The 23,273-nt window shown below is 66.7% G+C and carries 21 protein-coding genes and 1 pseudogene; 13 read left to right on the plus strand and 9 right to left on the minus strand.

All coding sequences use genetic code 11. The features are described 5' to 3' along the window. The first annotated feature begins 221 nt into the window (after nt 1–221). Together JRI60_RS04540 and JRI60_RS53020 are read left to right on the plus strand one after the other, a co-directional pair. The gene (locus JRI60_RS04540) at nt 222–2,084 is read left to right on the plus strand and encodes an OPT/YSL family transporter (RefSeq protein WP_204224640.1); all 1,863 of its coding nucleotides are present in this window, start codon (nt 222–224) and stop codon (nt 2,082–2,084) included. Between the two features lie 3 nt (nt 2,085–2,087). Then, the gene (locus tag JRI60_RS53020) at nt 2,088–2,288 is read left to right on the plus strand and encodes a hypothetical protein (RefSeq protein WP_239470347.1); all 201 of its coding nucleotides are present in this window, start codon (nt 2,088–2,090) and stop codon (nt 2,286–2,288) included. 279 nt (nt 2,289–2,567) lie between these two features. On the opposite strand, the gene JRI60_RS04550 is transcribed toward JRI60_RS53020, so the two are convergent. Beyond that, nucleotides 2,568–4,226 carry an LVIVD repeat-containing protein gene (locus JRI60_RS04550; RefSeq protein WP_204224641.1) on the minus strand — a complete coding sequence of 553 codons (1,659 nt, stop codon included), beginning with the start codon at nt 4,224–4,226 and terminating at the stop codon, nt 2,568–2,570. A 248-nt stretch (nt 4,227–4,474) separates the two neighbouring features. Between JRI60_RS04550 and JRI60_RS04555 the strand changes: the two genes are divergently transcribed. From JRI60_RS04555 to JRI60_RS04580, 6 genes are all read left to right on the plus strand, one after another. Beyond that, a complete protein-coding gene (locus JRI60_RS04555) occupies nt 4,475–4,864 on the plus strand; it encodes a hypothetical protein (RefSeq protein WP_204224642.1) in 390 nt (129 codons plus the stop codon). A gap of 66 nt (nt 4,865–4,930) precedes the next feature. Beyond that, the gene (locus JRI60_RS04560) at nt 4,931–5,257 is read left to right on the plus strand and encodes a hypothetical protein (RefSeq protein ID WP_204224643.1); all 327 of its coding nucleotides are present in this window, start codon (nt 4,931–4,933) and stop codon (nt 5,255–5,257) included. Nucleotides 5,258–5,369: 112 nt separating this feature from the next. Then, nucleotides 5,370–6,254 (plus strand): hypothetical protein, encoded by an 885-nt coding sequence (locus tag JRI60_RS04565; protein WP_204224644.1) that lies wholly within the window; start codon nt 5,370–5,372, stop codon nt 6,252–6,254. Nucleotides 6,255–6,467: 213 nt separating this feature from the next. Further along, complete coding sequence (locus tag JRI60_RS04570) at nt 6,468–8,438, plus strand: D-arabinono-1,4-lactone oxidase (protein WP_204224645.1); 1,971 nt, start codon at nt 6,468–6,470, stop codon at nt 8,436–8,438. Between the two features lie 257 nt (nt 8,439–8,695). Then, on the plus strand, nt 8,696–9,691 hold the full coding sequence (locus tag JRI60_RS04575; RefSeq protein ID WP_204224646.1) for a DNA/RNA non-specific endonuclease: 996 nt from the start codon (nt 8,696–8,698) through the stop codon (nt 9,689–9,691). 3 nt (nt 9,692–9,694) lie between these two features. Next, a complete protein-coding gene (locus JRI60_RS04580; protein ID WP_204224647.1) occupies nt 9,695–10,330 on the plus strand; it encodes a hypothetical protein in 636 nt (211 codons plus the stop codon). Nucleotides 10,331–10,457: 127 nt separating this feature from the next. On the opposite strand, the gene JRI60_RS04585 is transcribed toward JRI60_RS04580, so the two are convergent. Together JRI60_RS04585 and JRI60_RS04590 are read right to left on the minus strand one after the other, a co-directional pair. Next, the gene (locus tag JRI60_RS04585; RefSeq protein ID WP_204224648.1) at nt 10,458–11,213 is read right to left on the minus strand and encodes a DUF5953 family protein; all 756 of its coding nucleotides are present in this window, start codon (nt 11,211–11,213) and stop codon (nt 10,458–10,460) included. Beyond that, nucleotides 11,210–12,154 (minus strand): DUF6310 domain-containing protein, encoded by a 945-nt coding sequence (locus JRI60_RS04590; RefSeq protein WP_204224649.1) that lies wholly within the window; start codon nt 12,152–12,154, stop codon nt 11,210–11,212. The genes JRI60_RS04585 and JRI60_RS04590 overlap by 4 nt, the downstream gene beginning before the upstream one ends. 60 nt (nt 12,155–12,214) lie before the next feature. Between JRI60_RS04590 and JRI60_RS04595 the strand changes: the two are divergent. Next, a pseudogene (locus JRI60_RS04595) lies at nt 12,215–12,421 on the plus strand (tyrosine-type recombinase/integrase); the annotation flags it as partial. A gap of 61 nt (nt 12,422–12,482) precedes the next feature. On the opposite strand, the gene JRI60_RS04600 reads toward JRI60_RS04595, so the two are convergent. The 4 genes from JRI60_RS04600 to JRI60_RS04615 form a co-directional block, all read right to left on the minus strand. Then, nucleotides 12,483–13,091: a 2,3-bisphosphoglycerate-dependent phosphoglycerate mutase gene (locus JRI60_RS04600; protein ID WP_204224650.1), complete on the minus strand. Its 609-nt coding sequence runs from the start codon at nt 13,089–13,091 to the stop codon at nt 12,483–12,485. 144 nt (nt 13,092–13,235) lie between these two features. Beyond that, on the minus strand, nt 13,236–13,610 hold the full coding sequence (locus JRI60_RS04605) for a hypothetical protein (protein ID WP_204224651.1): 375 nt from the start codon (nt 13,608–13,610) through the stop codon (nt 13,236–13,238). Next, nucleotides 13,607–14,722 (minus strand): restriction endonuclease fold toxin-2 domain-containing protein, encoded by a 1,116-nt coding sequence (locus tag JRI60_RS04610; protein WP_204224652.1) that lies wholly within the window; start codon nt 14,720–14,722, stop codon nt 13,607–13,609. The genes JRI60_RS04605 and JRI60_RS04610 overlap by 4 nt, the downstream gene beginning before the upstream one ends. Nucleotides 14,723–14,801: 79 nt before the next feature. Next, nucleotides 14,802–15,434 (minus strand): DUF7594 domain-containing protein, encoded by a 633-nt coding sequence (locus JRI60_RS04615; protein ID WP_204224653.1) that lies wholly within the window; start codon nt 15,432–15,434, stop codon nt 14,802–14,804. Nucleotides 15,435–15,695: 261 nt separating this feature from the next. Here JRI60_RS04615 and JRI60_RS04620 point away from each other — a divergent pair, with 261 nt between their 5' ends. After that, nucleotides 15,696–16,322 carry a hypothetical protein gene (locus tag JRI60_RS04620; RefSeq protein ID WP_204224654.1) on the plus strand — a complete coding sequence of 209 codons (627 nt, stop codon included), beginning with the start codon at nt 15,696–15,698 and terminating at the stop codon, nt 16,320–16,322. A 77-nt stretch (nt 16,323–16,399) separates the two neighbouring features. Beyond that, complete coding sequence (locus tag JRI60_RS04625) at nt 16,400–16,975, plus strand: CDP-alcohol phosphatidyltransferase family protein (protein WP_204224655.1); 576 nt, start codon at nt 16,400–16,402, stop codon at nt 16,973–16,975. Nucleotides 16,976–17,977: 1,002 nt separating this feature from the next. On the opposite strand, the gene JRI60_RS04630 is transcribed toward JRI60_RS04625, so the two are convergent. Both JRI60_RS04630 and JRI60_RS04635 read right to left on the minus strand, forming a co-directional pair. Next, on the minus strand, nt 17,978–18,640 hold the full coding sequence (locus JRI60_RS04630) for a phosphoribosylanthranilate isomerase (protein ID WP_204224656.1): 663 nt from the start codon (nt 18,638–18,640) through the stop codon (nt 17,978–17,980). Nucleotides 18,641–18,766: 126 nt separating this feature from the next. Beyond that, complete coding sequence (locus JRI60_RS04635; RefSeq protein ID WP_204228733.1) at nt 18,767–20,752, minus strand: M3 family metallopeptidase; 1,986 nt, start codon at nt 20,750–20,752, stop codon at nt 18,767–18,769. A gap of 326 nt (nt 20,753–21,078) precedes the next feature. Between JRI60_RS04635 and JRI60_RS04640 the strand changes: the two genes are divergently transcribed. Together JRI60_RS04640 and JRI60_RS04645 are read left to right on the plus strand one after the other, a co-directional pair. Then, a complete protein-coding gene (locus JRI60_RS04640) occupies nt 21,079–21,798 on the plus strand; it encodes a hypothetical protein (protein ID WP_204224657.1) in 720 nt (239 codons plus the stop codon). A gap of 405 nt (nt 21,799–22,203) precedes the next feature. Continuing rightward, a complete protein-coding gene (locus JRI60_RS04645) occupies nt 22,204–23,262 on the plus strand; it encodes a terpene synthase family protein (protein WP_204224658.1) in 1,059 nt (352 codons plus the stop codon). Nucleotides 23,263–23,273: the final 11 nt, after the last annotated feature.

The following is a 23,273-nucleotide window of genomic DNA, read 5'->3' on the forward strand; positions in this document are numbered from 1 at the left end:
GGAGCCTGGGTTGGCATGCGCCGCGATGGCGCAACCTCCTCGAGAGCGATTCGGGCGGTACGAGCTGGCATCGAAGCTGGGCCGTGGTGGCATGGCCGAGACCTGGCGCGCGCGCCTGCTGGGCGCGGCCGGGGTCACCAAGCCCGTGCTCATCAAGAAGGTGTTGGAGGAAGAGGGTGGACGATTACGACAAGTCCAAACGCCAGTAGAGTGCCCGCTCCATGGCCCAGTCCGTCCCACCGCTCCCGTCGTCTTCCTCCGCCGCGTCATCCGCCAGTGCCACCCCGGAGGGCGGTGCTCCGCGCTTCGGCTGGCTGCCGGAGCCGGGCTCGTGGAAGTTCCACCTGCTGCTGAGCGCGGTGGCCATCTTCATCCTCGGGCCGCTGGGGGGCATCGCCGCCTCGTACATGAACTTCAGCCTGGGCATCTTCGTGGGCGGGCAGGTGCTGGCTGGCATCCTCGGCAGCGCCGTCACCTACGGCTACGGCCCGGACGGCAAGCACGGCGCCAACTACATGCAGACGATGGCCGCCTCGGTGGCCTCGATGTGCGCCATGGCCGTGCTCATCCAGGCCATGGTGTGGCTGGGCATGCCGCAGCCGCCCGCATGGCACCTGATGCTCTTCGTGGGCTGCGTGGGCATGTTCGGCGTGGGCGTGGGCATGCTCTACACGCCGCTGCTCGTGGATCGGCTGCAACTCGACTATCCCTCCGGCTACGCGGTGGCCAACATCCTCCGGGCGCTCACCGACAAGCGCCTGCTGAAGGTCTCCATCGCCAAGCTGGGAGGGGGCACCGGCCTGGGCTCGCTGGCGGCGTGGCTCTCCGAGCATGTGGCCGCCCTGGGCGCCGCCGGCATGAGCGCCTCCACCGTGGGCGCGGGCATGGTGGTGGGCAGCCGCATCACCGTGCCGGCCCTCATCGGCGGGCTCATCGGCGCGGCTTTCGTCCCCCACCTGCGGGAGATCGGCTGGCTGGGGAAGGAGGATCCGTTCCGCAAGGTGGGCTTCCTCATCGCCCTGGCGATGATCTGCGGCGCGGCGGTGGTGGACCTGTCGGTGCTGGCGGTGCAGGCGGTGGAGCGGGTGCGCAACCGGGCCCGGGTCCAGGAGGGCGAGGTGCCGGCCTGGAAGCAGGTGAACCTGCCGAGGCTGCTGGCCTGGGTGGTCTTCTGGGGTGTGGCGGTGGTGCTGGTGGCCACGCGGTTGCTGGAGCAGCCCCTGGGCTTCGTCGTCTTCGGTCTGGCGTTGTCGCTGCTCTTCGTGCTCATCAACGGCATCGCCTACGGCATCAGCGACCAGAATCCCATCTCGAGCGCCTTCGTCATCTCGGTGCTGCTGATGTCGCTCCTGGGGCTGAGGAACCCGATGGTGGGGATGATGGCCGCGAGCATCCTGCTCATCTCCACCTCGGTGGGCAGCGACATGCAGCAGGATCGCTCCACGGGCTGGCGCCTGGGGACCGACCGCGTCATCCAGTTCCGCTATCAGGTGGTGGGAATCGTGATGGGCGCGGTGCTGTGCGTGGGGCTGGCGCGCGTCTTCATGAGCGCCTATCCGGTGCTGGCCATCAACCAGCTGGACAGCCCGAACGCCCAGGTGGGCCAGTGGGGCTCGGCGATGACGTACAAGCTCGTGGGAGCCATCCGCGGCCTGGGCTCGCTGTCGGATTACACGGTGAAGGCGCTGCTGCTGGGGTTGGGGCTTGGCTTCACCATCGAGGTGACGCGAAAGCTGCTCAAGCGCCATGAGGGCTATCAGCGCTTCGTGAAGGGCTCGCGGGCGGGCTTCGCGGTGGGGTGGACGATGGACTCGGTGCTGTTGTCGAGCCCCTATGCCGCGTCCCTCGGCGGCTTCGTGAACCTGCCGGTGGTGGTGTGGTTCGCCGTCGGAGGCATCATCTCCTCGCTGTGGAACACGCTCGGGCGCAAGCCGGCACCGCACGCGGCGGGCTCACCCGGCGAGGGCGAGGTGCTGCCCGAGGACATGAGCACCACGTCGCTGGTGGGCGGAGGGCTCATCGCGGGCGAGTCGCTCTACTTCCTCTTCATGGGAATCGCGGGGCTGCTCGCGCTGCTGTGGTGACACATGACCATCGAGACGGTTTCTTCGATGGAGGTCTACCGGAACCGGTGGATGACGGTGCGCGAGGACGCCATTCGCAGGCAGGATGGTTCGAGCGGCATCTATGGCGTCGTCCACAAGCCGGACTTCTCGCCAGCGCCCCTGGCTACTCCACGAGGGGCCGCGTTTGAAGAAGCCGAGCTCTCCCGGAGATGTAGGCCCTGAAGGCGTACGTTTTACCGTCCTCCAGGCCGATGCTGCCCTCAGTGGCTCGATAAACCCTTGAAATGACGAGCCCCGCCGGAGGGCCTCCGCTGGCACACGAGATGCTCTATCCCCTGCTCGTGAAGGTGACGGGGTAGGACGGGCGTGAGGGGTGGGGGCGGCGGGTCGGTCGGGGTTGAGCGGTACAGGGGGCAGTAGGGGTAGGGCGGTCTTCGGGGGTGGTACGGGGGAAGCACGTCGGGAAGGGGCCGCTGGGGGGCGGCTCCTTCCCGATTCTTTTTAGAAGTTGGTGTTGCTGATCACCAGCCCCTGCTGCGGCAGCTCCTCGGCGCGGGCGCCCTTGTAGCGCAGGATGTAGAGCCCGCTGTTCTCATCGGCGATGTAGACGAGGCCGTTGTAGAGGAAGGGGTGGGGCCATACCCATACGTCCGGGCTGTTGCGGAACGGCTCCACGACGTCCGTGGCGGGTCTGGGCACGAAGACGCCCACCTCCATGGGAAGCACCGGGTTGGAGATGTCCCAGGCGCGCAGGCCCGCCGAGTACCAGGAGATGAAGAACAAGTTGGGAAAGACGAGCTGCTGGTGCGGGGAGAACTCGCGCTGGAGCGCCGGGTCTCCCGGGCCGCCGGGGAAGCAGTTGGCCTCCAGATTCTCGGGAACCAGGTAGCGCGAGACCACCTGCGGGAAGCGCTCGACCGAGATGTCCAGGATGGTGCCCCAGCTCCAGGGGCAGGTGTCCACGCCGTTGCGCTCGCCGGAGATGAGCAGGTAGGGCCGACCCGGAACGGGGTACACGGAGTGCTCGGTCCACCCATAGGGGGGCGTGACGTCCACCCGGTTGCCAGGATCCGGGTTGAGCTTGCGCAGACAGAGGTTGGGGTCCGTGTTGCTCGTCGCGTCGACGGTGACGGTGTTGGGCGTGCACGGCAGGCCCTGTGTCAGGCGCGAGCTGTCCAGGATGTAGTAGCCCGCGTGGATGCTGGCCACGTACGTCCGCGTCCCGTCCTTGGTCACGGACATGGAATGGACGTTGTTGCGCTGCGTGGCGGGCCGCTCCGAATTGAAGACGAAGTGGTCCTCCCGGTAGGCGCCCGGGTCGATGGGTTCCGTGCGAGGCACCGCCGGGCTGAGCGTGAAGGTCGCCACCGGGTTGGGGCTGATGGGGCCGTTGGGCGGGTCGCGGAGCTCGAACACCCGGAGCGAGGGCTCCCTCACATCACCCAGGTGGATGGAGGAGAAGAGCAGGAAGCGCCCCGGGTCGCGCGGGTCCCGCCACAGGAAGAACTCATGCGGCCGATCGACACCCAGGGAGATCGTCTGCTTGAGGACCGGGTTGCGGCAGTCGGTGGTGTCATAGATCTGGTAGTTGTTCACCGCGCCGCTGTCGGGCCCCGTGTCCCGGAAGTTCATGACGATGAGGGTGTTCAGGTCGGGGATGGTCCGGAGCTCGCGGGAGGTGGAGTTGAGGATGGTGGGCAGGGCCCCCACCACCTCGGGCTTGCTCGGGTCCTGGATGTCCACGATGAGGATTTCCGGAGGCAGCGCGGGGGTGCCGAAGTCCGGGCCCGTTCCCGGCCGGCGCCCGATGCGGCTGCCGACATAAAGACAGTTGCCGGAAACGCCGGTGGGGCCGTTGCGGCCTCGGGGCCGGGTATCTCCGGGATTGGGCAGGGGGTTGTGGCCGACGAGCTCGAAGTTCTCGATCTGCGGCAGCTTGTCGAGCGGCTCGCGGAGCGCTCCGATGATGGGGCGTGGCGCCTTCTTGAAAGGGGTGTCGACGATCTGCCGCACGGGCAGGGGCGAGGGCTCCGGGGTCGCGGCACTCGCGGGAGGCGGGTTGTCCTTGCACCCGGCGAGCAGGGAGAGCAGCGCGAGCAGTGCGAAGCTCCAGTGGGGGGACGCACCTCGGGACGAGATGGCGGCGGTGGCTTTCGGCATACGGGGTCCTTGCTCTCAGCGACGACACGGGGAGGGCGCAAGGTACCGGGGCACCCGCTCCCCGGCGATGCGACCCGGGGCGGGGTTGATTGCCGTGTGGGCGATGCTTCCCAGGGCAGGCGTGTCCCAAGCGGGCTGTCGTTTCAGGGCACCCCCTCGGCGGCCATCCACTAGTACGCGGAGAGGTGTCCTGGCGTCGCATTTCCCTGGCCCGGCGAATCCTCTACTCGTGGCTCGAGGAGACCGAGATGAGACCACCCGCCAGCGACTACGTCACCCTCGCCGAAGTGCTGGAGCTGACCCGCCCGTTCGAGGAATTCGAGGCGGCCGCTCAGGCGATGGCGCGACGCCTGGAAGCCGAGGGAATCCAGGAGCTGGTGATGTTGCAACTCCATGCCAGGCCGGGCTCCACCGAGGTGGGCGTCGTCCTGATCTTCTCCGACCGCCGAAGGGTCATGCAGCACATCCAGATGATCTCGGGGTGGGACGAGTTCCAACAGTTCGCCCGCACCATCAAGCTCGCTCACATGCGGGTGTACGGCAAGCTGAGCCCGGAAGCGGAAGCCTGGGTGCGGCAGTTCAATAGCTCCAACGCCATCACCCAGTTCGACACCCACGTCGCCGGGTTCGTGCGCTGAGCACCAGGAGCCTCGGCCCGGAAACTCTTCTTCGCCAAGGTGACCGCTCGATTAGTGTCGCGGCCCATGAACCGCCGAACCCTTCCCGTCTGGGCCGCGGGCATCACCGTGGCCTATTTCGCTCTCAGCCTCGGGGCGGTGTGGTCCTTTTCCCTGGGTCTGCCACCCTGGCTGGAGCAGGGACTGAGCGTGCTGGCGGCGCCCGCGCTGCTGCTCCTGCTGGTGTGGAATCCCCTGCTGCGCCCGCTCGGTCTGACCTCCGGCGAATGGGTCGTCGCGCCCAGCGGCCCGGTCTGCGTGCTCATCATCCTCCTGTACGCGAGCGGGGTCTACGCTCTGGCCCGGCTCCTGTTCGGTGGACCACGTGGCTCTAGGAATCTCCGTCACCCGTGAACCCAGGGAGGATGTGGGGGGTTGCCTGGATGCTCGGGCCGGATGGAAGATGCGGGCTTACCATTCGGTAAGTCGCTGTCCACCATGCGGTAAACCCCCACCGAGGTCCATCATGGCCGACGCACTGGTTTCCACGTCCTTGCGCCCCAGCTTCTATTCCCCCATCCCCGAGTCCGCGCGAGAGGATCTGCTGCAGGCCTACCGGAAGTTCCTCGAGCGCCGCAACGGCGACATGGACTTCACCCGGGGCTTCTCGCTGAGGGAGGAGTGGCTGCGCGAGGCCGCCAGTTGGAAGAGTGAGTTCAAGGGGAAGGTGGATGGCGAGGCCTTCAACCGGGCCTACGCGAGCTTCGACGAGGTGAGGAACCTGTCCCTGCCGGAGGTGGCGCTGCTGACGTTCGTGAAGGCGAACGCGGGCGAGGCCTACGGCGTGGAGGTGGTCAACCGCGTGCGCCAGAAGCGCCAGGATGGGACGAAGCTCTTCCACCAGGTGGAGCGGCTGCTGGGCTTCGAGGAGACGTACCACACGCGCATCCTCATCGGCGCCACGCAGCACTTCGGCGTGAAGGTGGAGGGGGCGTGGCGGCCGAACCTTCAGTTGCGGCTGCTCATCGGCTCGCTGGCCTACGCGCCGGGCCTCTTCTTCCATCCCATCCTGCTGGCCTCGGAGATCTCCGGTGTCTTCATCTTCCAGTGGATGCTGCACCGGGTGGGGGAGATCTTCAGGGAGCAGCCGGCGGTGCGGGAGTCCATGGAGCAGCGGCTGATCGAAATCCTCGTGGACGAGGTGGGTCACGTGGCCTTCAACCGCATGGCGGTGGGGCCGCTGGGTCTGTCGGCCGCGCGGAGCATGGCGTCGGGAGTGCTGCGGGGCGTGTCCGGCACCACGCCGGAGTACAAGGCGCTCGGGTTGAACGAGCATGAGATGAGCAAGCTGAACGGCTTCGACCTGCACCACCTGCCCGAGGAAGTGCTGCGCCGCGCCTACTTCGTCTGACGCCGGGGACTGGCCGGCCGCGACGCCGCGCTGACGTGTCAACGCCCCGGGCTGACATGTCAGCCGGCACGCCAGCACGGGCGCTTCCCTCCGGTCCAGAGCCCCGAGACGCCTCCTCTCGCGGGGTTGCACGAGGCTCCACCCTGGCCTGGCCCGTGCAACCCCTCCCTCCGCTCAGCTCCCTTGGCTGAAGAACGGAATGCGGAGGCAGATATGACCGAGGCAAGAGACCTTTCGTCCCAGTTCCCTTCCATCCAGTACGATTCGCTGACGTGCATCTTTCATCCGCAGAGCGAGGCGGAGATCGTTCAACTCGTCCAGTATGCCTCCGCGCACGACCTGCAGTTCCGGGTGATCGGTTCAGGCCACTCCGTGGTGAAGTCCATCCTGTCCACGGCGCAGGGGGCCATCAACATCTCCCTGGATCAGTACAGGGCGGTCACCTTCAACGATGACGGGACGGTCACGGTCCAGGCCGGATGCTTCCTGGGTCGCAATGCCCCCGCGCCATGGGAGAACACGCTCTTCTACCAGCTGGAGCAGAAGGGGCTGGCCGCGCCGGACATGGGAGGTATCACCCACCAGGCCGTGGGGGGATTCACCACCATGGGGTGTTCGGGTGGTTCGGTGCAGTACGCCTATACGGATAGCATCGTCGCCATCAGCCTCGTGGATGGGCAGGGGACGGTGCACGCGTACAGACAGGGGAAGGACCCGGAGTTCGAGGCCGTGCTCGTCTCCATGGGGCTCATGGGCATCTTCTCCACCCTCACCTTCAAGCCCAGCGAGCGCTTCAACATCATCGGGGACGAGACGTGCTACGCCCTGGATGACGTCGACTGCCCCATCGACTTCTTCGGGCCGGGCACGACCGACAAGCCCTCGCTGGAGCAGTTCCTGCGCCAGACGGAGTACACCCGTCTGCTGTGGTGGCCGCAGAAGGGCGCCGAGCGCATGGTGGTCTGGAAGGCCCAGCGCATGAAGTCCGAGGATTACGACGGCCTTACGGGGACCCCCGAGAGCTTCAAACCCAAGCCGTACACGGAGTTCCCGGTCATCCTCGGGAGCCAGATTCCGGCACAGGTGGCCGCGTCCTTGTTCTACCAGTTGTCCGCTGGCTGGCGCACGCTGTTCGAGGAGTGGATCCCGGCGGAAACTCCTCTGCGCGACCTGCTCGAGGCCCTCATCGAGGCGACCTACGAGACGCAAATCCTCCCCTTCGTGATCAATCTCTTCGCTCCCGTCTTCAAGAGGGACGTGGTGACCTCGGAGCCCGTGCCTCCTCCCCCTTGCCCCTTCGGGAGCCTGTTCTCGGACGAGGTTCGCGTCATCGAGCTCGGGAGGAATACGGGGAGCAATCCCATGCAGGGGGCGGCCGCGCAGGGCTCCGCGGGACGGCGCGCGGCTGGAGGTCCGGTCCTCCGGCTGCTCGACCTGGAGGCCGCGTCCCAGACGGGCTCGACCCGCGTCACGTCGACCCCGATCGATCTCTGGAATGATGTGCTGGCCAGGATGCCGGGCATGAACGAGCAGCTTTCCAAGCTGGAGTCCGCTCTGAGCGAGCGGGGCCTGAAGCTGCCTCGCTACTACCACCTCCATGCCCCGAGCGAAGCCCTGCAGGGCCTCCAGGCTGGGAGCGAGGCGGCGTCCCAGGAGCCGGTGGGCACGCAGCGGTTCTGGGACAACTGGTACGGCAGTCTGCCGATGGACAATGATGTCTCCGACTTCCTGATGCCCACCGAGTTCACCGAGCTGTGGATCCCCCTCGAGAAGACGCAGGAGCTGATGAACGATCTGCGTGACTTCTATGAAAAGGGCGGGTTCAAGGCCACGGGCTCCTATTCCTGCGAGATCTACGCGGCCAAGGCCAATGACCTCTGGCTGAGCCCCGCCTACAAGCAGGACGTGATCCGCGTGGATGTGTTCTGGTTCCACGACATCTACCGAAGCGAGGATGAGCTCGAGGCCTTCTACCAGCAGTACTGGGAACTGCTGCGGAAGTACGACTTCCGCCCGCACTGGGCCAAGTACATGCCGGAGGGGGACATGGGAGCCGGGTACCTGGCGCAGCGCTACCCCATGTGGAAGCAATTCCTGGAGCTGCGCGCCCAGATGGATCCCAAGCAGCTCTTCGTCACCGACTACTGGCGCAACGCCCTGGGCATCCCCCAGGTGAATCCGTAACGAGAAGCGGCCCGAAAACACCAAGGCCGGAAGCCCCTGAGCGCTCAGCGGCTTCCGGCCTCGGTTTTTGTATCCCCGACGGGAGTCGAACCCGTGTGGAGGAGGGGGGCCCGAGCAGACGTGTGCCTCCTGGGAGTTGCACCGCCTCCGCACCGGCCCGGCGCAGCCTCGGTCACATCCGCCACCGCTCGACTCCTTCTTCCGGGCAGCGGAAATCCGCGCACCCTCGTCCGTAGCCACATACCCAGGAGAGGGTCATGTCTCACAATCCTCATCGCCTCCGCGTCCTCACATGTCTCGCATTGCTGCTGACGGCCTGCGCGGCACGGCAACCCACGCTCCGGCAGGAGCCTCCCCTGGGTGCCCCACCGCCGGAGGAGCAGAGCCAGGAGCAGGCAGCGGACTACGATGATGAGTTCATCATCGAGAACCGCCGGGCGCAGTTCACGAAGTTCGGGCGGGCCGAGGCCGGTTTCACCCAGGAGCAGGAGCGGCGGCTCGAGTCCAACTGCCCCTTCGGACTCCCTCGGGCCCTGAAGGCCTGGGAGCACGGGCCCACGAGGTACGTCCTTCGTGAGGGCTATGTCCTCCAGCACAGCGGAAGCGACAAGATTCCCCTCTGGGTCTGCGAGGGGGTGGAGCGGGCCCAACTGGACGGGAACCTGCCGCGACCCGGGCAGTCGGCTTTCAAGCCGGAGCCGGAGCTCCCCAAGGGCGAGCGTGCGGAGCTCCCTGATTACAAAGGCTCCGGCTACAGCCGTGGGCACATGGCTCCCGCCGGCAACCAGACCGTGGACCACCAGCGCAAGCTGGAGACCTTCTACCTCTCGAACATGGTCCCCCAGCTACAGGTGCACAACGGGGAGATCTGGGCCGCGCTCGAGGACCAGGCCCGTGACTGGGCACATGTCCGGGGCAAGGCCTTCATCATCACCGGGCCGATGTTCTACGACCCCGCGGAGGAGGCTCCCGAAACGGCGGATGGCTTCATCGAGGTGTTCCGGATCGGCGCGAACGCGCTGCCCGTCCCCACCCACCTCTTCAAGATCGTCGTCGCCCAGAATGCCAGCGGGCAGTGGGAGGCCATTGCCTTCGTCCAGGAGCACAGGCGCTACGACAAGCCGTGGGACTTGTCCCAGACCATCCAATCCATCGACTGGATCGAGGAGCGCGTGGGGTTCGATTTCATGCCCGAACTGGAGCAGGAGCAGGAGCAGGCGCTCGAGGCCTCCCCGTCACCCATGTGGCAGTGAACGATGCCGACCATCCACAATCATCGAGGTGCCTTCCGCCCCCTGCGGGGCGGGACGGCGGTGGTGAATCCCCAGGTCAAGCACCCGGGTACGCTGGGCTTCGTGGCGGTGGACGAGAGCGACCCGTCCCAGCAGTTCATCGTGAGCAGCTATCACGTGCTCGTGCGGCTGATGGGGGAGCCAGGAGTCCAGGACGAGCCCATCTTCCAGCCCTCCCATCAGGGTCCGAGCTCCGAGGTCGCCTTCGTGGAGCTGTCACGGGCGGACGCGAGACTGGATTGTGCGGCGGCCAGGGTCGCGGTCAACATCCAGACGAGCCCGCGCATCCTGGGGCTTGGACGGCCCGGGCCGCCGCTGGTGGCGCAGGTGGGAATGCGGGTGGTCAAGTCCGGGCTCGCCACGGGAGTCACCGAGGGGGTGGTGACGGAGGTCAACGGCGACCGCGTGCGGCTGGAGTGCCCCCAGGGCTTTCCCGAGGACTATGAGCTCTCGGACGCGGCGGACTCGGGAGCCCTCTGGCTGGAGCTCGAGACGAGGGCGCCCGTGGCGCTCCATGCCCGCGGCAACCCAGATGGGGCGGAGTGGGCCGAGGGCATAGCCATCCATCAGGTCCTCCGTGCACTGAGACTCCGCATGTGAAGAAGCTCGACCTATCGGTGAGTCTCCGGCGTGGAGACATTCTGGAGACGCGCCGGGGCCCGAAAACACCAAGGCCGGAAACCCCTGACGAATCAGCGGCTTCCGGCCTCGGTCTGTGTGTCCCTTCTCAAGGGACTAATCGCCCTCCGATCTCTGGGAAGCGCTCGTAGGCCCGTTTAAGCGCGTCCAGGTGGGCAGGGTTGTCCAGGTCGAGCGGTGCATCGGTGAGCCGGACAACCCACCCGCCGGTCGCAGTGCGCCGCGCCCGCGAGAGCAGGTCCGCGTCGCGGGCCGGGTCCGGAAAGCCGATGGCCCGTGCGGCAGCATCCGACCAGTAGTTCAGCCATCCGAGGCGAGCCGGAATCTCAGGCGAACGAATGTGCTCAAAGAGCTTGAGGGCGGGCAGCCCCCGGGGAGGAACCCCCGGCTTATGCACCGGATCGATTGTTTGCCGTGCGATCTCCACCCCCGCGCTGAACGGTGTCGCATGCCCCCACAGCGCACGCGCGCCCTCTGCCATGGCTTCAAGCACATCCGCCGCCGCTGCGAGGCCAACGGCATCCAGCGGCAGCTTTGCGTGGACATCGAGCAGCGGCTGACCGCCCGGGGCGTGGCGGGCGGATGTTTGTAACCCATAAACCGTCACGGGGAAGGTCTCATCGCCGTTGCACACAAGAGGGAATGCCCCGTCCTTGATCCCCTCGATGAGCCATGTGTCGCGCTGCGGCAATGCGATGAGGCGCCCATCTTCGGAAACCTCCCACTCCATGCGCAGACCGGGGAGCGCCCGTTCCATCCCCTGGACAATCGCGAGCGTGCGCTGGTCGTTGCCTAGCAGTGCAGGAGCATAAACGATAATGCCGAGTTTCTTTCGCGCAGTCATCGTTTGCACCCCGTTGCGACGATCTTGAGTTCAGGCGCCTGGAACTCCAGCGCTTCTTTGTGTTCTTCGGTGCTAACCCCAACGACGAAGCCATATCCGCAGTCTCGCGCAGCGTCGCGCTGCTTGCGCAATTGCTTCATTTCCTTTGCAATCTCGCGTTCTTGGATGAAATCAGGGTACGTGTCAAATTGATGGGTCTTGATTTCCCACGGCACACGCACGCCGACTTGCAGTGCATCGAAGCTCACACCGCCCACGAGCACATCCATTCCGGGATAACGGTTAGGCGGAAACTGATCGGCGCACTTGTTGTGCGCGTCATCCTTGCCCGCGTGCGGTTCCGGGATGGGCTCGCACCTGGGGCGATCTCGCTCCGTGATTTCGGGTGGTTCCAGAGGAGGGAAATCCGGCCCTTTTGGCTCCGGCTTGGGCCTTTTTTCCGGCGAGGGCTCCCGCGGCGCGGGCTTTGCTTCGGGCACGGGCTTCACGTCTGGCACGGGGCGCGTTTCAGGAGCGGGCCTCACTTTCTCGGGATCGCCCCATCTCAGCTCATACGCATCCAGGGCCTTTTTGATGGCGAAGCCCACCACGACAACGCCCGCCACAACTACCGCGCCCACGACGAGCTCCGGGGCCGCCAGGACGCAGACGCCGAGCCCCATGGCAGCGGCACCCGCAGAGGCAATCGAGCATCGTCCCGTGGGGTCGTGAAACTCGATCCGGTCATGGTCGAGGGCATGAAAGCACCGCTCCACCAGCACGGGCCAGGGCTCGGAAGCTTCGCGGACGGCGCACCGCCCCCCGTCCGTCCAGGGCCGCGTCGCCGCTCGCTGGAGGTTGGCGAGCCTCGGGTCTCGGGCCGCTGGCTCTCGGGGGCTCGGTGCTGACGTCGCGCAGGAGGAGAGAAAGAGCAGAAGTGCGAAGCAAGCGCGCAGACGCATGGGCACGTCCTTTCAAGCAAGTGGTGCGCCGTGGGTCAATGCGGGTCCGTTCAACACCGCCTGGAGCGGGCACTGAGCCGAGCGGGCATCACGCGCGAGCAGGGGTGCATCACCTGGCACGACCCGCGGCACACCTACGGCAGCCACCTCGCCATGAGGGGCGTTCCGCTCAAGGTCATCCAGGAGCTCATGGGCCACGCGACCACCGAGATGACCATGCGGTACATGAGGAACCGGGGGCAAAGGAAAAGCCCAGCAACCCCGTGAGATTGCTGGGCTTCCCAGGTTGTCCCCGACGGGATTCGAACCCGTTGGATTCGGGCGCGGATTACGGCGTGGTGTTGCGCTTGTTGATGACCTCGCACTCGGTGGACAGCTCGTAGACGAGCGGCACGCCGGTGGCCAGCTCCAGGCCCACCACCTGCTCGCCGGTGAGCTTGTCGAGCTTCATCACCAGGGAGCGGTTGGAGTTGCCGTGGGCCACCACGAGCACGTTCTTGCCCTGGCGCAGGTCGCCGCTGATGGCGCGGTCGTAGAAGGGCAGCACGCGCTTGGCGGTCATCTCGAGCGACTCGCCATTGGGGGGCGGCACGTCGAAGGAGCGGCGCCACAGCTTCACCTGGTGGTCGCCCCAGCGCTTGGCCGCGTCCTCCTTGTTGAGGCCCTGGAGGTCACCGTAGTGGCGCTCGTTGAGGGCGGCGTCGCGGATGACGGGGATGCGCTGGCCGAGCGACTCGAGGATGATGGCCAGCGTCTCCTGGGCGCGCGTGAGGGCGGAGGTATAGGCGACGTCGAACTTGAGGCCACCGAGGGACTTGGCGGCCTGCCGGGCCTCGGCGCGGCCCTGTTCCGTCAGGGGCACGTCCACGAAGCCGGTGAAGCGGTTCTCATGATTCCAGAGGGACTGACCGTGTCGGACGAGAGCGAGGATGGGCATGTCCGCCCCCTACTTCAACCCGGGCCGGGCTGTAAACCGCGACGAGCGCTCCCGGCCCGGGAACGGGGGTCCATCCATCACGCCGCGCACAGGACGGGCTTCTGGAGGGTGGGATGGTGGAACACCCCCTGCGTCAAGGGGTGCTCAGGATCGTGGAGGTTGGTAACGGAAGGCAGCGTAGATTTCCGCGAGCGTCGTCTCCTGTTCGAGCTCGATGCTACCGCTCATGCCTTCGTCACAGAGGGTCAGTGGCTCATGCGCGGGGAGGGTGGAGCGGCACCAGAGGGCCAGCTCGGCGCAGTCGCGGAGATCGCCGATGAAGACCAGTGCGCTCCCGGCGCGGTTGATCGAACCATCCACGCGGGAGTGGGTCATGGGGATGCGGAACTCCAGTGCGTGACTGCTCGCCGGGTTGCTGATTTCCTCGAGATGGGTCTGGGGCCATCTCGACGTGAGCCGCTGAGCGAAGCTCGTGATCTGGATGACTCCGTCCGTCTGCGTGACGATGAAGTAGTTCAAGGGAATCCTCGCCCTCTGACGACGACTCGGCCTGGAATGCCGAACAGGTCGAGCAGTGATTGGAACAAAGGGACTGCCCTGGCGTCGTTCGTGATGACTTCGAGAGCAACGGCGGGCGTGTTTGGATCCTTGATGACCGCGGCGTAGCGGCGGAACTCGTCCGTGAGCTCTTCCTTGACCAGGAGTCGGATCCGCTCATTGCACTTCGAGCCGGGAATGAAGGGGCTTCGCTCGGGAGTTTCGACGTGCTTGGCTTCCATCAGGGTTGCGTCGCTCTTGCGCACGCCATCTGTCCAGACATGCTCGCCACCCCCCTCGAGCAGAAACTCCTCGGGGCCTGCTTGCTCTTTCTGGTAGCGGTAGGCCTCGGGCGAGGAGCGAGTGGGCCTTCGTTCGGCCTGGTTCGTCCACTCTTCGAATGCCTTGGGATCGGCTCTCTTGGAAGCCTCATTCCCATGAGGCGCATGGTCCGCGTTCGAGAGCATGCCCACTGCCGCCACGGCGGGCGCTGGCACCGCCCGCGAAGCAGCTCGCGCGACCGAGGTGGTTACCTGTATACCCTCGGCGGTCTGGAGTTGAACGGATGCGGTTGAGCCTGGACCTGCCTTTCCCACGGCCTTCTTCGTCAGGATGAAGACGACCACATTGATACCGACCATCGCGATGGCCTTCGCGAGATGGGCCGCGGCCATATCGAGGTCGGCTTCACTTCGTGCTGTCGATACACGATTCACATAGGACCAGAGTGAATCGGAGAGCGTTGCTGCTTGAAGAGCCAGTAGGGTGACTCCCAGTGCGATCAGAGTGGCATCGACTGCCTGGCCTACAATCGGGATGCCTTGGGTGCCGAGCCACGCCGCGGTCATGCTCGCCATGACCGTGAGGTTTTCGGGGGTGAGCATCGCGCCGACTTCGTGAGCCGCTTCTTCCGGGAGTTGAGCCAATGCTCTGGCGAATGAGCGGCAGAACTTCTCGGAACCGACCATCCGCGCAACTGGCTGGGGGCTGGTCTGGCACAACACTTTCTCGAGTGAATTCGCCCAGGCTGGTGCTCCAACCAGAAGCAGGATGCAGACGATGAAGTAGGGAGATGTGACTCGACGTGTGCTCATCGCATGGGCGGGTTACTCCAAAATCCCGTTCTCGCCCAGATGCTTCTGGCACTCGCGAGTCACGTCGCCCGGGTCGCTGCTATCTTCTGGCACCGCAACCCATTCCAGTTGGAGCCTCCACCGTCAGGACGAGCCGTGGTGCCAACTCCTGTCGTGCGTGCTCCTTCGAGGCGAAGTCCACGCCGTTGCGCGACTCGGTGACGAGGGCGAATCCCTGGGGCCCGGAGCCCGCCACGGCGGCCGTCACGTCGTACTCCACCCAGCTCCCGTTCGGCACGAGGCCCACGTCTCCCAGCGGGCCTCCCGTCAGCTCGGGCGCCTTGGTCCACGAGAGACTGTCCTCGGTCCAGTCCGTGGTGGCCGGGTACAGCTTCGGCCCATCCGTGCTCCCATCCAGCGCGTACAGGCGCAACGTGGCCCGCAGGACTGGCCCCGGTGGCTCGGGCACCTCGAAGCGGAGCCAGGCAGAGCGTCGCGAGAGATTGTCCGCCACCAGCTTCCGCTCGGTACCGTGGACCGTGGGGCCCTGGTCCTCCTCCACATACGAGTCCGCCACGGGCGCGAGGGCCAGCTCCCTCACCTCCAGGCCCGAGGACTCCCGACACCTCGGGTCATCCTCCATCCCGTTCACCGCCTCGCCACACCGGGTGAGCAGCATGCACGCCGCCCATCCGGCTACAACCCTGCCACCCCAACGCACACCTTGTTTCATGTCTCGCTCGTGCCTCCGAGCGCCGGGTGTGCAGCGGTGATGCCAGGGCGGTTCGTGCCCAGACAGACCCGACTCGTCCGGGAAACCCCTCGCGGATGGGGAGGGGCCGTGCTCACCGCGAGAAGGTGCGTTGCCCTTGGAGTCCGCGCGGAGGACATCTCGAGGGCGGGGAGTCGTCCGCGCGGGGTGGGTTCCCAGGCAGGCGTGCATTCGTCGTCGCCGTGTGCCCTCCTGCCCCGGCAGGCTAGGCTGGTGCCCACCGTGCAACGTTCCCGCTCCCACTCGTCTTCGGCACAGCCCATCGAGTCCTCTCCTCTGGAAGAGGTGCCCTCCCTGGAAGAGGTGCCCTCACCGCGCGAGCTGCTGGAACTGGCGCGGGCGCCGGACGCGGCCCGTCCCGAGGTGGATGCGCTGCTGCGGGGACTCGCGCTGCCCCTGAGGCCAGGAGAGGACGCTCGCGCGCGGGCGGACCTGTTGCATGAGATCCTGGAGGACAAGCGGGTCCGGGCCTTCACGGGCGGCAATGGGCACCGGGTGGCCCATGCGGCGGTGGAGGCCCTCCTGGCGCTCGGTTATCCCTACGCGCTGGAGGTCTCTCCGGAACTGCTCGCCGAGTCCCGTGCGCTCTCTCCGCTTCCGGCCGTCTCCGGGGAGGCCTCGGCATGGGGGCGCGGGTTGGCGGCCCTGGCGGGCCTTCTGGTGGGAGGGGCGGGCCTGCTGGTGGTGGGGTTCGTCTTCCGTCTCCTGGCCACCGAGCGTTCGGAGGGCTTTCTCTTCCTCTTGTCCGCAATGGGACTGGTCTCGGGGGCGATCTTCATCGGGGTGGCCAAGGTCCTGCTCGGATTGACGTGGCGGTCCGGAGCGCCCAAGGGCGAGCAGGAGGACTGACACGAGGGGCGAAGGAGCAGGCGGGCCATTGCCCCTCGGAATGCAAAGGGTGGGAAGCGTTCCTAGGTTGGGAAGGTATGCGCCGCCGCACGAGCCTCACGCTCCTCAACGCGCTGTCGCTTTCCCGCCTGCCCCTCGCCGCCGTCTTCGTCGTGATGGAGGAGCCGCTGGTCCGGGTGGGGCTGGTGGTGGCCGCGGCGCTGACGGACTTCCTGGACGGGTGGATCGCCCGTCACAAGCACCTGGAGTCGTACTGGGGAGCGCTCATCGACCCGCTCGCCGATCGGGGCTTCGTGATGGTGGCGCTGCTGGCCTTCGTGCTGGAGGGAAGGCTGACGCCGGTGGAGTTCGGCATCCTGGTGGTGCGCGACGTGGCGACGGGCCTGGGGTTCGTGGTGGCGCGCATCGTGCCGCGGTTCCGCCCGGTGAAGTTCCAGGCGCGGATGCTGGGCAAGGTGGTGACGACGTTGCAACTCGGAGCGTTGCTGGCGGTGCTGGTGGTGCCGGTGCTGGTGCGCCCGCTGGTCATCGCGGTGGGGCTGACGGCGCTCGCGGCGGTGGTGGACTACACGGCGGCGGTGTGGCGGGCGAGGGCGCGTCCCGGCCCGGGTGGACCCCACATCCCCACGCCCACCGGGGGCGGTGCGGTTTGAGGGGCCTACAGGTCCAGGGCCGGCTGACACCCCCATAGCGTGAAGTCCTCGGAGGCCGTGGCACACATCCAGCCCTTGCCGCAGGAGTCGACGTCCGTGTGGTCGCACGCGCGGAAGCAGGTGCTGGTGCCACCCCCTCCGTGCCCACAGACATATCCCTGGGGGCAACTGTCCGCGCGGAGCGGATCGCAGAGGCGGGCGCACCAGAATGCCCCGCGACCTCGCCACACCGCCTGGTTGCAGCGCTCGCCCTCGGAACACGGTGTTTCAGGACAGGTGCCGGAGATGCTCGTCAGGCACTGATACGTGCCGGTGTTGAGGCGCTTGCACTGCTGTCCCTGGGGACATCCGAGCTTCTGGCAATCTGGAACACAGCCCGGCCCGTCGAGGCTATCCGTGCACTCGTGGCCAGCAGGACAACTCCTGGGCTCGTCGAGCCGGCTCGGAGGTGCCGGTCGAGATGGCTCGACAGGCGGAGCCTGGAAAGCAGTGCGCGTCTTCCTCGCATTCGGAGGCCATGCACTCGAAGTGGCGCCTCTCCCGGTTGGGCACGCATCCCTGGCCCCGCGGGCAATCATTGTCGGTCCAGCAGCTTCCGCACTTCAGGGTTCCTCCATCCCGGGAGCAGCGCAAGGCATTGGCGGGAAGTCCATCCCGCGCGATCTCCTCGTGGCCCAGTGGAAGCAGGTTCATGGTGGCTTCGGTGGATGTCGATGTGGCGGCCACCTCGAAGCTGGCGGGAATCGTCTCTCCTCGTGCACCGGCTGGTGGCGTGACCGAAACCAGGCTTCGTGACGAGGCCGCATCAGCGGCCTTGCCAGAGGGATGATCGACGGGTGAGACGTTCGGGCTCCTGGTGGACGCCGTCGCTTCGCTGGCGGGATGCTCGTGGGTTGTGCTGACTGATGGCATGACCCTGGAGACCAGCCAGAGCGCCAACCCGAGACCTCCCAATGCGATGAGCACGACCCCGCTGGGATGTGGCTTACCAGGACGCATTCATCAGGCGCGCACCTGGGCGACGAACCGCGCCAGCTTCTCCTCGTCCAGATTGCCCCCGGTCCGCACGCTGCTGCACAGGTCGAGCCCGAACGGTCCCACCTGGCGGATGGCTTCTCCCACGTTCTCCGGACGCAATCCTCCCGCGAGGAACACGGGCACGCGCACCTGCTCGCGGATGCGCCGGCTGATGCTCCAGTCGTGGACTCGCCCGGTCCCGCCCAGCTCCTTCACCGCCAGCGACTGGTTGCCCGAATCGAGCAACAGCGCATCCACGTGCGGTGCCACGGAGCACGCCTCCTCCAGGGACTCCTCGCCGGTGACGTGGATGACCTGCACGAGCGACACGCCCGGCATCGCACCCCGTAGATCCGCGTAGCTCCCGGACGTGAGCCGGTCGCAGATCTGCACGGTGTTGGTCCGGCAGCGGCGCTGCTGCGCGATGATGTGCTCCACGTCCTGCCCGCACGTGAGCAGGAAGGTGGCGATGGGCGGCGGCACGGCCGCGGCGATCTCCGCGATGAGTGATTCGGAAATGACGCCGGGTCCGCTCGGCATCGAGGACACCAGCCCCAGCGCGGACGCCCCGGCTCGGATGGCCGCCCACGCCTCCTCGACGCTGGCGATACAGCAAATCTTGATTCTAGGGGTGTGGGTGGCTTGCATGCGACTCCTCGATGCACATCGGGGGGACCCGGGGGACGGGTACCCTCACCCCGACCCTCTCCCAGAGGGAGAGGGAGGGTTTGGGTTTGGTTTGGTTGGGGTTGGGTTGGGTTGGGTTGGGCTGGACTAGTTCTTGTCGAGGTACGTGCGGTAGGCCTCGAAACCGTAGGGCCGGCCCAGGAAGTCCTTCACCAGATCGGCCGCGGGCTTGGAGCCTCCCGGCTCGAGCACCGTCTTGCGGTACTTCATCGTCGTCGCCGGGTCCAGATAGCCGTGCTTCTGGAACTCCGTCTCCAGATCCTTGGCGATGACGAGCGACCACACGTAGGTGTAGTACGCCGCCGAGTAGCCCTCCAGGTGTCCGAAGGACAGTTGGAAGTACGTGCCGTCCCGGTACTCGTGCCGGAATGGGCTGTACTTCTCTTGCAGCTTCGCGAGCTCCGCCGTGGTGTCGAAGCCCGGCGCTCGTGAGAAGTAGTCCAGCGCCACCGCCGACAGGAACATCTGCCGCCGCGTCCACAGCCCCTTGCCGAACTCGTTCGAGGCTCGCAGCTTCTCCACCAGCGCCGCCGGAATCGCCTCTCCCGTCTCGTGGTGGCGGGCGAACTCCTGCAGCACCGCGGGGTTGGACGCCCACTGCTGCAGCAGCATGGAGGGCGTCTCCACGAAGTCCCACTCGGTGGAGATGCCGGTGATTCCCTTCCACTTCTGCCGGCCCGCGAAGACGTGGTGCAGCAGGTGGCCGAACTCGTGGAAGAACGTCTCCACCTCGTCCTGCGTCATCAGCTCGCCGTCGCGCGGGAAGTTGCACACCAGCGTGCCCTCCGGGTAGCGCTTTCCGGCCTGGCCCGCCACCACGTCGAACTGCGCCGCGTGCTTGTACTTGTCGTCGCGCGGGTGCATGTCCAGGTAGATGCGGCCCAGCAGCGCGCCGTTCTCGGTCACGTCGTAGGTCTCCACCTCCGGGTGCCACACCGTCGTGTCCTTCACCGGCACGAAGGTGATGCCCCACATGCGCGAGGTGATGTCCATCACCCCCTTCTTCACCCGGCCGTACTCGAAGTAGGGGCGCAGGGCCTGCGAGTCGAAGCCGAGCTGCTCCGCCTTGAGCCGGTCCTCGTAGTAGTCCTGGTCCCACGGCTCCAGCACGGTGGCCTTGGGCTCGTCCTTCTTCTTGCGGGCGAGCAGGTCCGCGTACTCCTGTTTCGCGCGCTGCTCGGCGGTGGCCGCCACCTTGTCGATGAACTCCGCCGCCACCTGCTGGGTGCGCGTCATCTTCGTCTCCGTGACGAACGCGGCCCAGGTGGGGTAGCCCAGGAGCGTGGCCAGCTCGTGCCGCTTCGCGATGAGCTGGGAGAGCACGTCCAGGTTCTTCGGGTGCGCGCGCTGGTGGTAGGCACGCCACACCTTCTCGCGCGCCTTCCCGTCTCGCGCGTACGTCATGAACGGGAAGTAGTCGGGGTAGTTGGAGGTGATGACCACCTTGCCATTGGCCCCCGGCGCGTGGGCCTTGATGAAGTCCTCGGGCAGGCCCGCAAGCTCCTTCGAGTCCAGCTCCACCTTGCGCACGTCCTCGGCGATGTTCTGGTTGAAGGTCTGGCCCAGCTTGAGGATTTGCTCGTTGAGCGCCTTCACCCGGGCGCGCGTGGCATCGTCCCGGTCCACGCCCGCGCGGCGGAAGTCGAGCAGGGTGCGCTGCATCCAGTACCGGGTGGCGTCGTCACTCTTGGAGAGATCCACGGCGGACAGCGCGTCATAGACGCCGCGGTCCTGCGAAATCTCCACGTTGAGGGCATCGGCCTTCTGCTCGCATTCACGGGCGGCGTCGCGGAAGGCGGCCTGGGGGTGCACCTCGCGCGTCAGGCTGGAGCGGCTGAGGGCGTTGCCAATGGCGGCCGTGGCCTCGTCGTAGGCCTCGAGGATGGCGCGGCCATCCGTGGCGGGCTTCAACGTCTTCAGGACGGCCACCTGGGCGCGGGCCTTCTCCAGGTCGGCGGTGCAGGCGGCGTTGAAGGTCTCGAGCGTCCCGGAGAAGGCCCTGGCGCCCTCGGGAGGCGCCAGGGACCCGCGGGCTTCGGCCTGGGGAAGGGAGGAGGGCTCGGGATTCTGCATGGTGGAGTGGGTGCAACCGGCCGCGGTGAGCGCGGCCGCGAGGGAGAGTGCTGCGATTCTCAAGACGACTCCTTCTGCGAGGTACAGAACGGCGGACTGTATCGCCGGGACGAGGCGGTCGCAGCCATACCGTGCTCCCGAGCCGGGCAGTCAACCAATCGTCTCCGGTCTCCCCTCTCCCCCTGGGAGCGGGGCGGGGCGCGGGTATCCTGAGCGCCCCCTCTTTCGAAGGTGTGGTGACCGTGTATTCGCGACGTGGATCGTGGCTGTCGATGTTCTGCCTCCTGGGATTGTCCCTCGGCTGTGGCTCGGCCGGGGAGGAGGTCGTGCCCGACATCGAACCCAGGGTGAGCGCCTCGGGTGCGTGCAAGGCGAACGGGCTCGTGCTCTGCGACGACTTCGAGGATGCGTCCGCGGGCGGGGCTCCCAATCCGCAGACGTGGTCGGTCCAGGTCTTCCAGCAGCAGGGCCGCATCTCCATCGATGGCACCCAGGCGCACTCCGGCTCGAAGTCGGTGTACGTCAACGGCACCGGCCAGGGCAGCTACCGCTCCGTGCTGTTCACCACCACCTATCCCTTCCCGTCCCCCAACAACAGCTTCTACACGCGCGTCTTCCTGCGCTCGAAGAACGGAATGGGCGAGGGACACAGCACCTATTTCGGCGCGGGCTCGGGGGACAACCAGCGCATGCTGCGCATCGGCTTCCACCAGTACGTGCTGGAGGCGAACCTCATCCACCCGGGCACCGAGTATGAAGTCCTCTCGGGCCCCTGGGGTCAGCCCTCCCAGGGCGTCCAGCTGCAGGCGGGGAAGTGGCACTGCGTGGAGTCCTTCTTCGATGGTGCCCGGCACGAGCTGCGCGCGTGGTTCGATGGCAACGAGGTGGGCGGCCTCCACACGACGAACTGGGACAAGAACCTGACGAGCTGGTCTCCCCGGTATGCCCGCGCGTGGTTCGGTTTCGAGACCTACCACGGCGAGCAGGATGAGCTCTGGTACGACGACGTGGCCATTGGCACGCAGCGGATCGGCTGCGACGGGTAGTCACCCATGCGAATCGGCGTCATCGGAACGAAGTGGGGTCTGATGCACGTGGCGCTGGATTGCGCATGTCGCTTCGCGTCATCCCGGTGGGAGGGGGCATCCGTCGGGTAGACAACGGCTCGGGCGCTACCCGGGCTGCTTGGGTTCTCGTGACTCTCTCCGAATTCAAGTAGTCTTGTGTTCTCAGGTATTCAAACGATGAGAGGGGTGATGACTCCCTGTCATTTCACTCCTGGTATCCCTGGCGGAAGTGGGTCCTCGAAGCACCTTCCGGGTTCGGGGGCGGAGCGGCTTCCTTCTTTCAAAAGGATGGTTCGTTTCCGCTTCCGTCGGAGTATTAGAGTGTTGAGCGTCTGACGGTGGCTCCGGCTCCCACGGGGTAGACCGTTATCGAGGGAGGTACTTATGTCCGTCGCCCGTTCGTCCGTTTCCGCTGCCGTACCGCGGGAGCGGGGTGAGGCCCCTCTTCTTCGTGGCCCCAGTCTGTCGGCGCTGCGGATTCCCTCGCACTGGCCCTCGCAGCACAGCCTGTTCGCCGCCGCCATCCAGCAGGCCAGCCGGGCGCGGCTGCTCGGGGTGAAGCTGCTGCCGGACGACCCGGAGAGCCTCCGGCGCTTCGATACGAGCAACTTCGGTCTGCTCGCGGCGTACACCTACCCACAGGCCACGCGCGAGCGGTTGGAGGTCTGCAACGACTGGCACGCCTGGCTGTTCTTCTTCGATGACATCGCCGACGAGGTCTCCGAGGTGGGCCAGCGGCCGGCGCACCTGGAGCAGCTCATGGTGGCGTGCGTCGAGGTGCTGCGGGGCGCCCCCCTGCGCGCGGGTGCCACCGCGCTCGAGCACTACACGCTCGACATCCGGGAGCGGCTGCGGCGCTTCGCGAGCGACGCGTGGCTGGCGCGCTTCGCGGATGACGTGGACCTCTACCTCTTCCGAGGCACGCTCCCGGCCGCGCAGCACTGGGCGTCGGGCACCGTGCCGGACTTCGACGCGTACTACTCCCAGCGCGCCCTGGACTCGGCGGTGTTCACGGCCCTGGACCTCATCGAAATCACCGAGGAGGGGCGCGAGCTGCCCGAGGGCGTGCTCATCCAGGACGACCTGCTGCGGATGCGCGAGCTGTCCACGCGGGTGGTGGCGCTGAGCAACGACCTCTTCTCCTATGAGAAGGAGGTGCTCTGGCACCACAACCCCAACAACCTGGTGCACATGCTGCAGGTGCACCTGTCGATGAGCCTGGAGGACGCGGTGGCCGAGGCCATCCAGGTCATCAACACGGATGTGGAGCGCTTCCTCGCGTGCGAGGGGCGGCTGACGCAGTCGGGGTGGCTCGACGACGCGCGGGTGGCCTACTACGTCGAGGGGATGAAGTCGTGGATGCGGGGGAACGTGACGTGGTCGCTCGTGTCGGGGCGCTACTGCTCGCGCACCTCGCCGTTCCCCGAGATGCGCCACCCGTAGTCCCCGCCGGG

The organism is Archangium violaceum, from assembly GCF_016887565.1.
Taxonomy (GTDB): Bacteria; Myxococcota; Myxococcia; order Myxococcales; family Myxococcaceae; genus Archangium; species Archangium violaceum_B.

Coding starts and splice junctions, on each gene's coding strand:
- JRI60_RS04540 (WP_204224640.1), top strand. CDS start 222: ATGGCCCAGTCCGTCCCACCGCTCCCGTCGTCTTCCTCCGCCGCGTCA.
- JRI60_RS53020 (WP_239470347.1), top strand. CDS start 2,088: ATGACCATCGAGACGGTTTCTTCGATGGAGGTCTACCGGAACCGGTGG.
- JRI60_RS04550 (WP_204224641.1), bottom strand. CDS start 4,226: ATGCCGAAAGCCACCGCCGCCATCTCGTCCCGAGGTGCGTCCCCCCAC.
- JRI60_RS04555 (WP_204224642.1), top strand. CDS start 4,475: ATGAGACCACCCGCCAGCGACTACGTCACCCTCGCCGAAGTGCTGGAG.
- JRI60_RS04560 (WP_204224643.1), top strand. CDS start 4,931: ATGAACCGCCGAACCCTTCCCGTCTGGGCCGCGGGCATCACCGTGGCC.
- JRI60_RS04565 (WP_204224644.1), top strand. CDS start 5,370: ATGGCCGACGCACTGGTTTCCACGTCCTTGCGCCCCAGCTTCTATTCC.
- JRI60_RS04570 (WP_204224645.1), top strand. CDS start 6,468: ATGACCGAGGCAAGAGACCTTTCGTCCCAGTTCCCTTCCATCCAGTAC.
- JRI60_RS04575 (WP_204224646.1), top strand. CDS start 8,696: ATGTCTCACAATCCTCATCGCCTCCGCGTCCTCACATGTCTCGCATTG.
- JRI60_RS04580 (WP_204224647.1), top strand. CDS start 9,695: ATGCCGACCATCCACAATCATCGAGGTGCCTTCCGCCCCCTGCGGGGC.
- JRI60_RS04585 (WP_204224648.1), bottom strand. CDS start 11,213: ATGACTGCGCGAAAGAAACTCGGCATTATCGTTTATGCTCCTGCACTG.
- JRI60_RS04590 (WP_204224649.1), bottom strand. CDS start 12,154: ATGCGTCTGCGCGCTTGCTTCGCACTTCTGCTCTTTCTCTCCTCCTGC.
- JRI60_RS04600 (WP_204224650.1), bottom strand. CDS start 13,091: ATGCCCATCCTCGCTCTCGTCCGACACGGTCAGTCCCTCTGGAATCAT.
- JRI60_RS04610 (WP_204224652.1), bottom strand. CDS start 14,722: ATGAGCACACGTCGAGTCACATCTCCCTACTTCATCGTCTGCATCCTG.
- JRI60_RS04615 (WP_204224653.1), bottom strand. CDS start 15,434: ATGAAACAAGGTGTGCGTTGGGGTGGCAGGGTTGTAGCCGGATGGGCG.
- JRI60_RS04625 (WP_204224655.1), top strand. CDS start 16,400: ATGCGCCGCCGCACGAGCCTCACGCTCCTCAACGCGCTGTCGCTTTCC.
- JRI60_RS04630 (WP_204224656.1), bottom strand. CDS start 18,640: ATGCAAGCCACCCACACCCCTAGAATCAAGATTTGCTGTATCGCCAGC.
- JRI60_RS04635 (WP_204228733.1), bottom strand. CDS start 20,752: ATGCAGAATCCCGAGCCCTCCTCCCTTCCCCAGGCCGAAGCCCGCGGG.
- JRI60_RS04645 (WP_204224658.1), top strand. CDS start 22,204: ATGTCCGTCGCCCGTTCGTCCGTTTCCGCTGCCGTACCGCGGGAGCGG.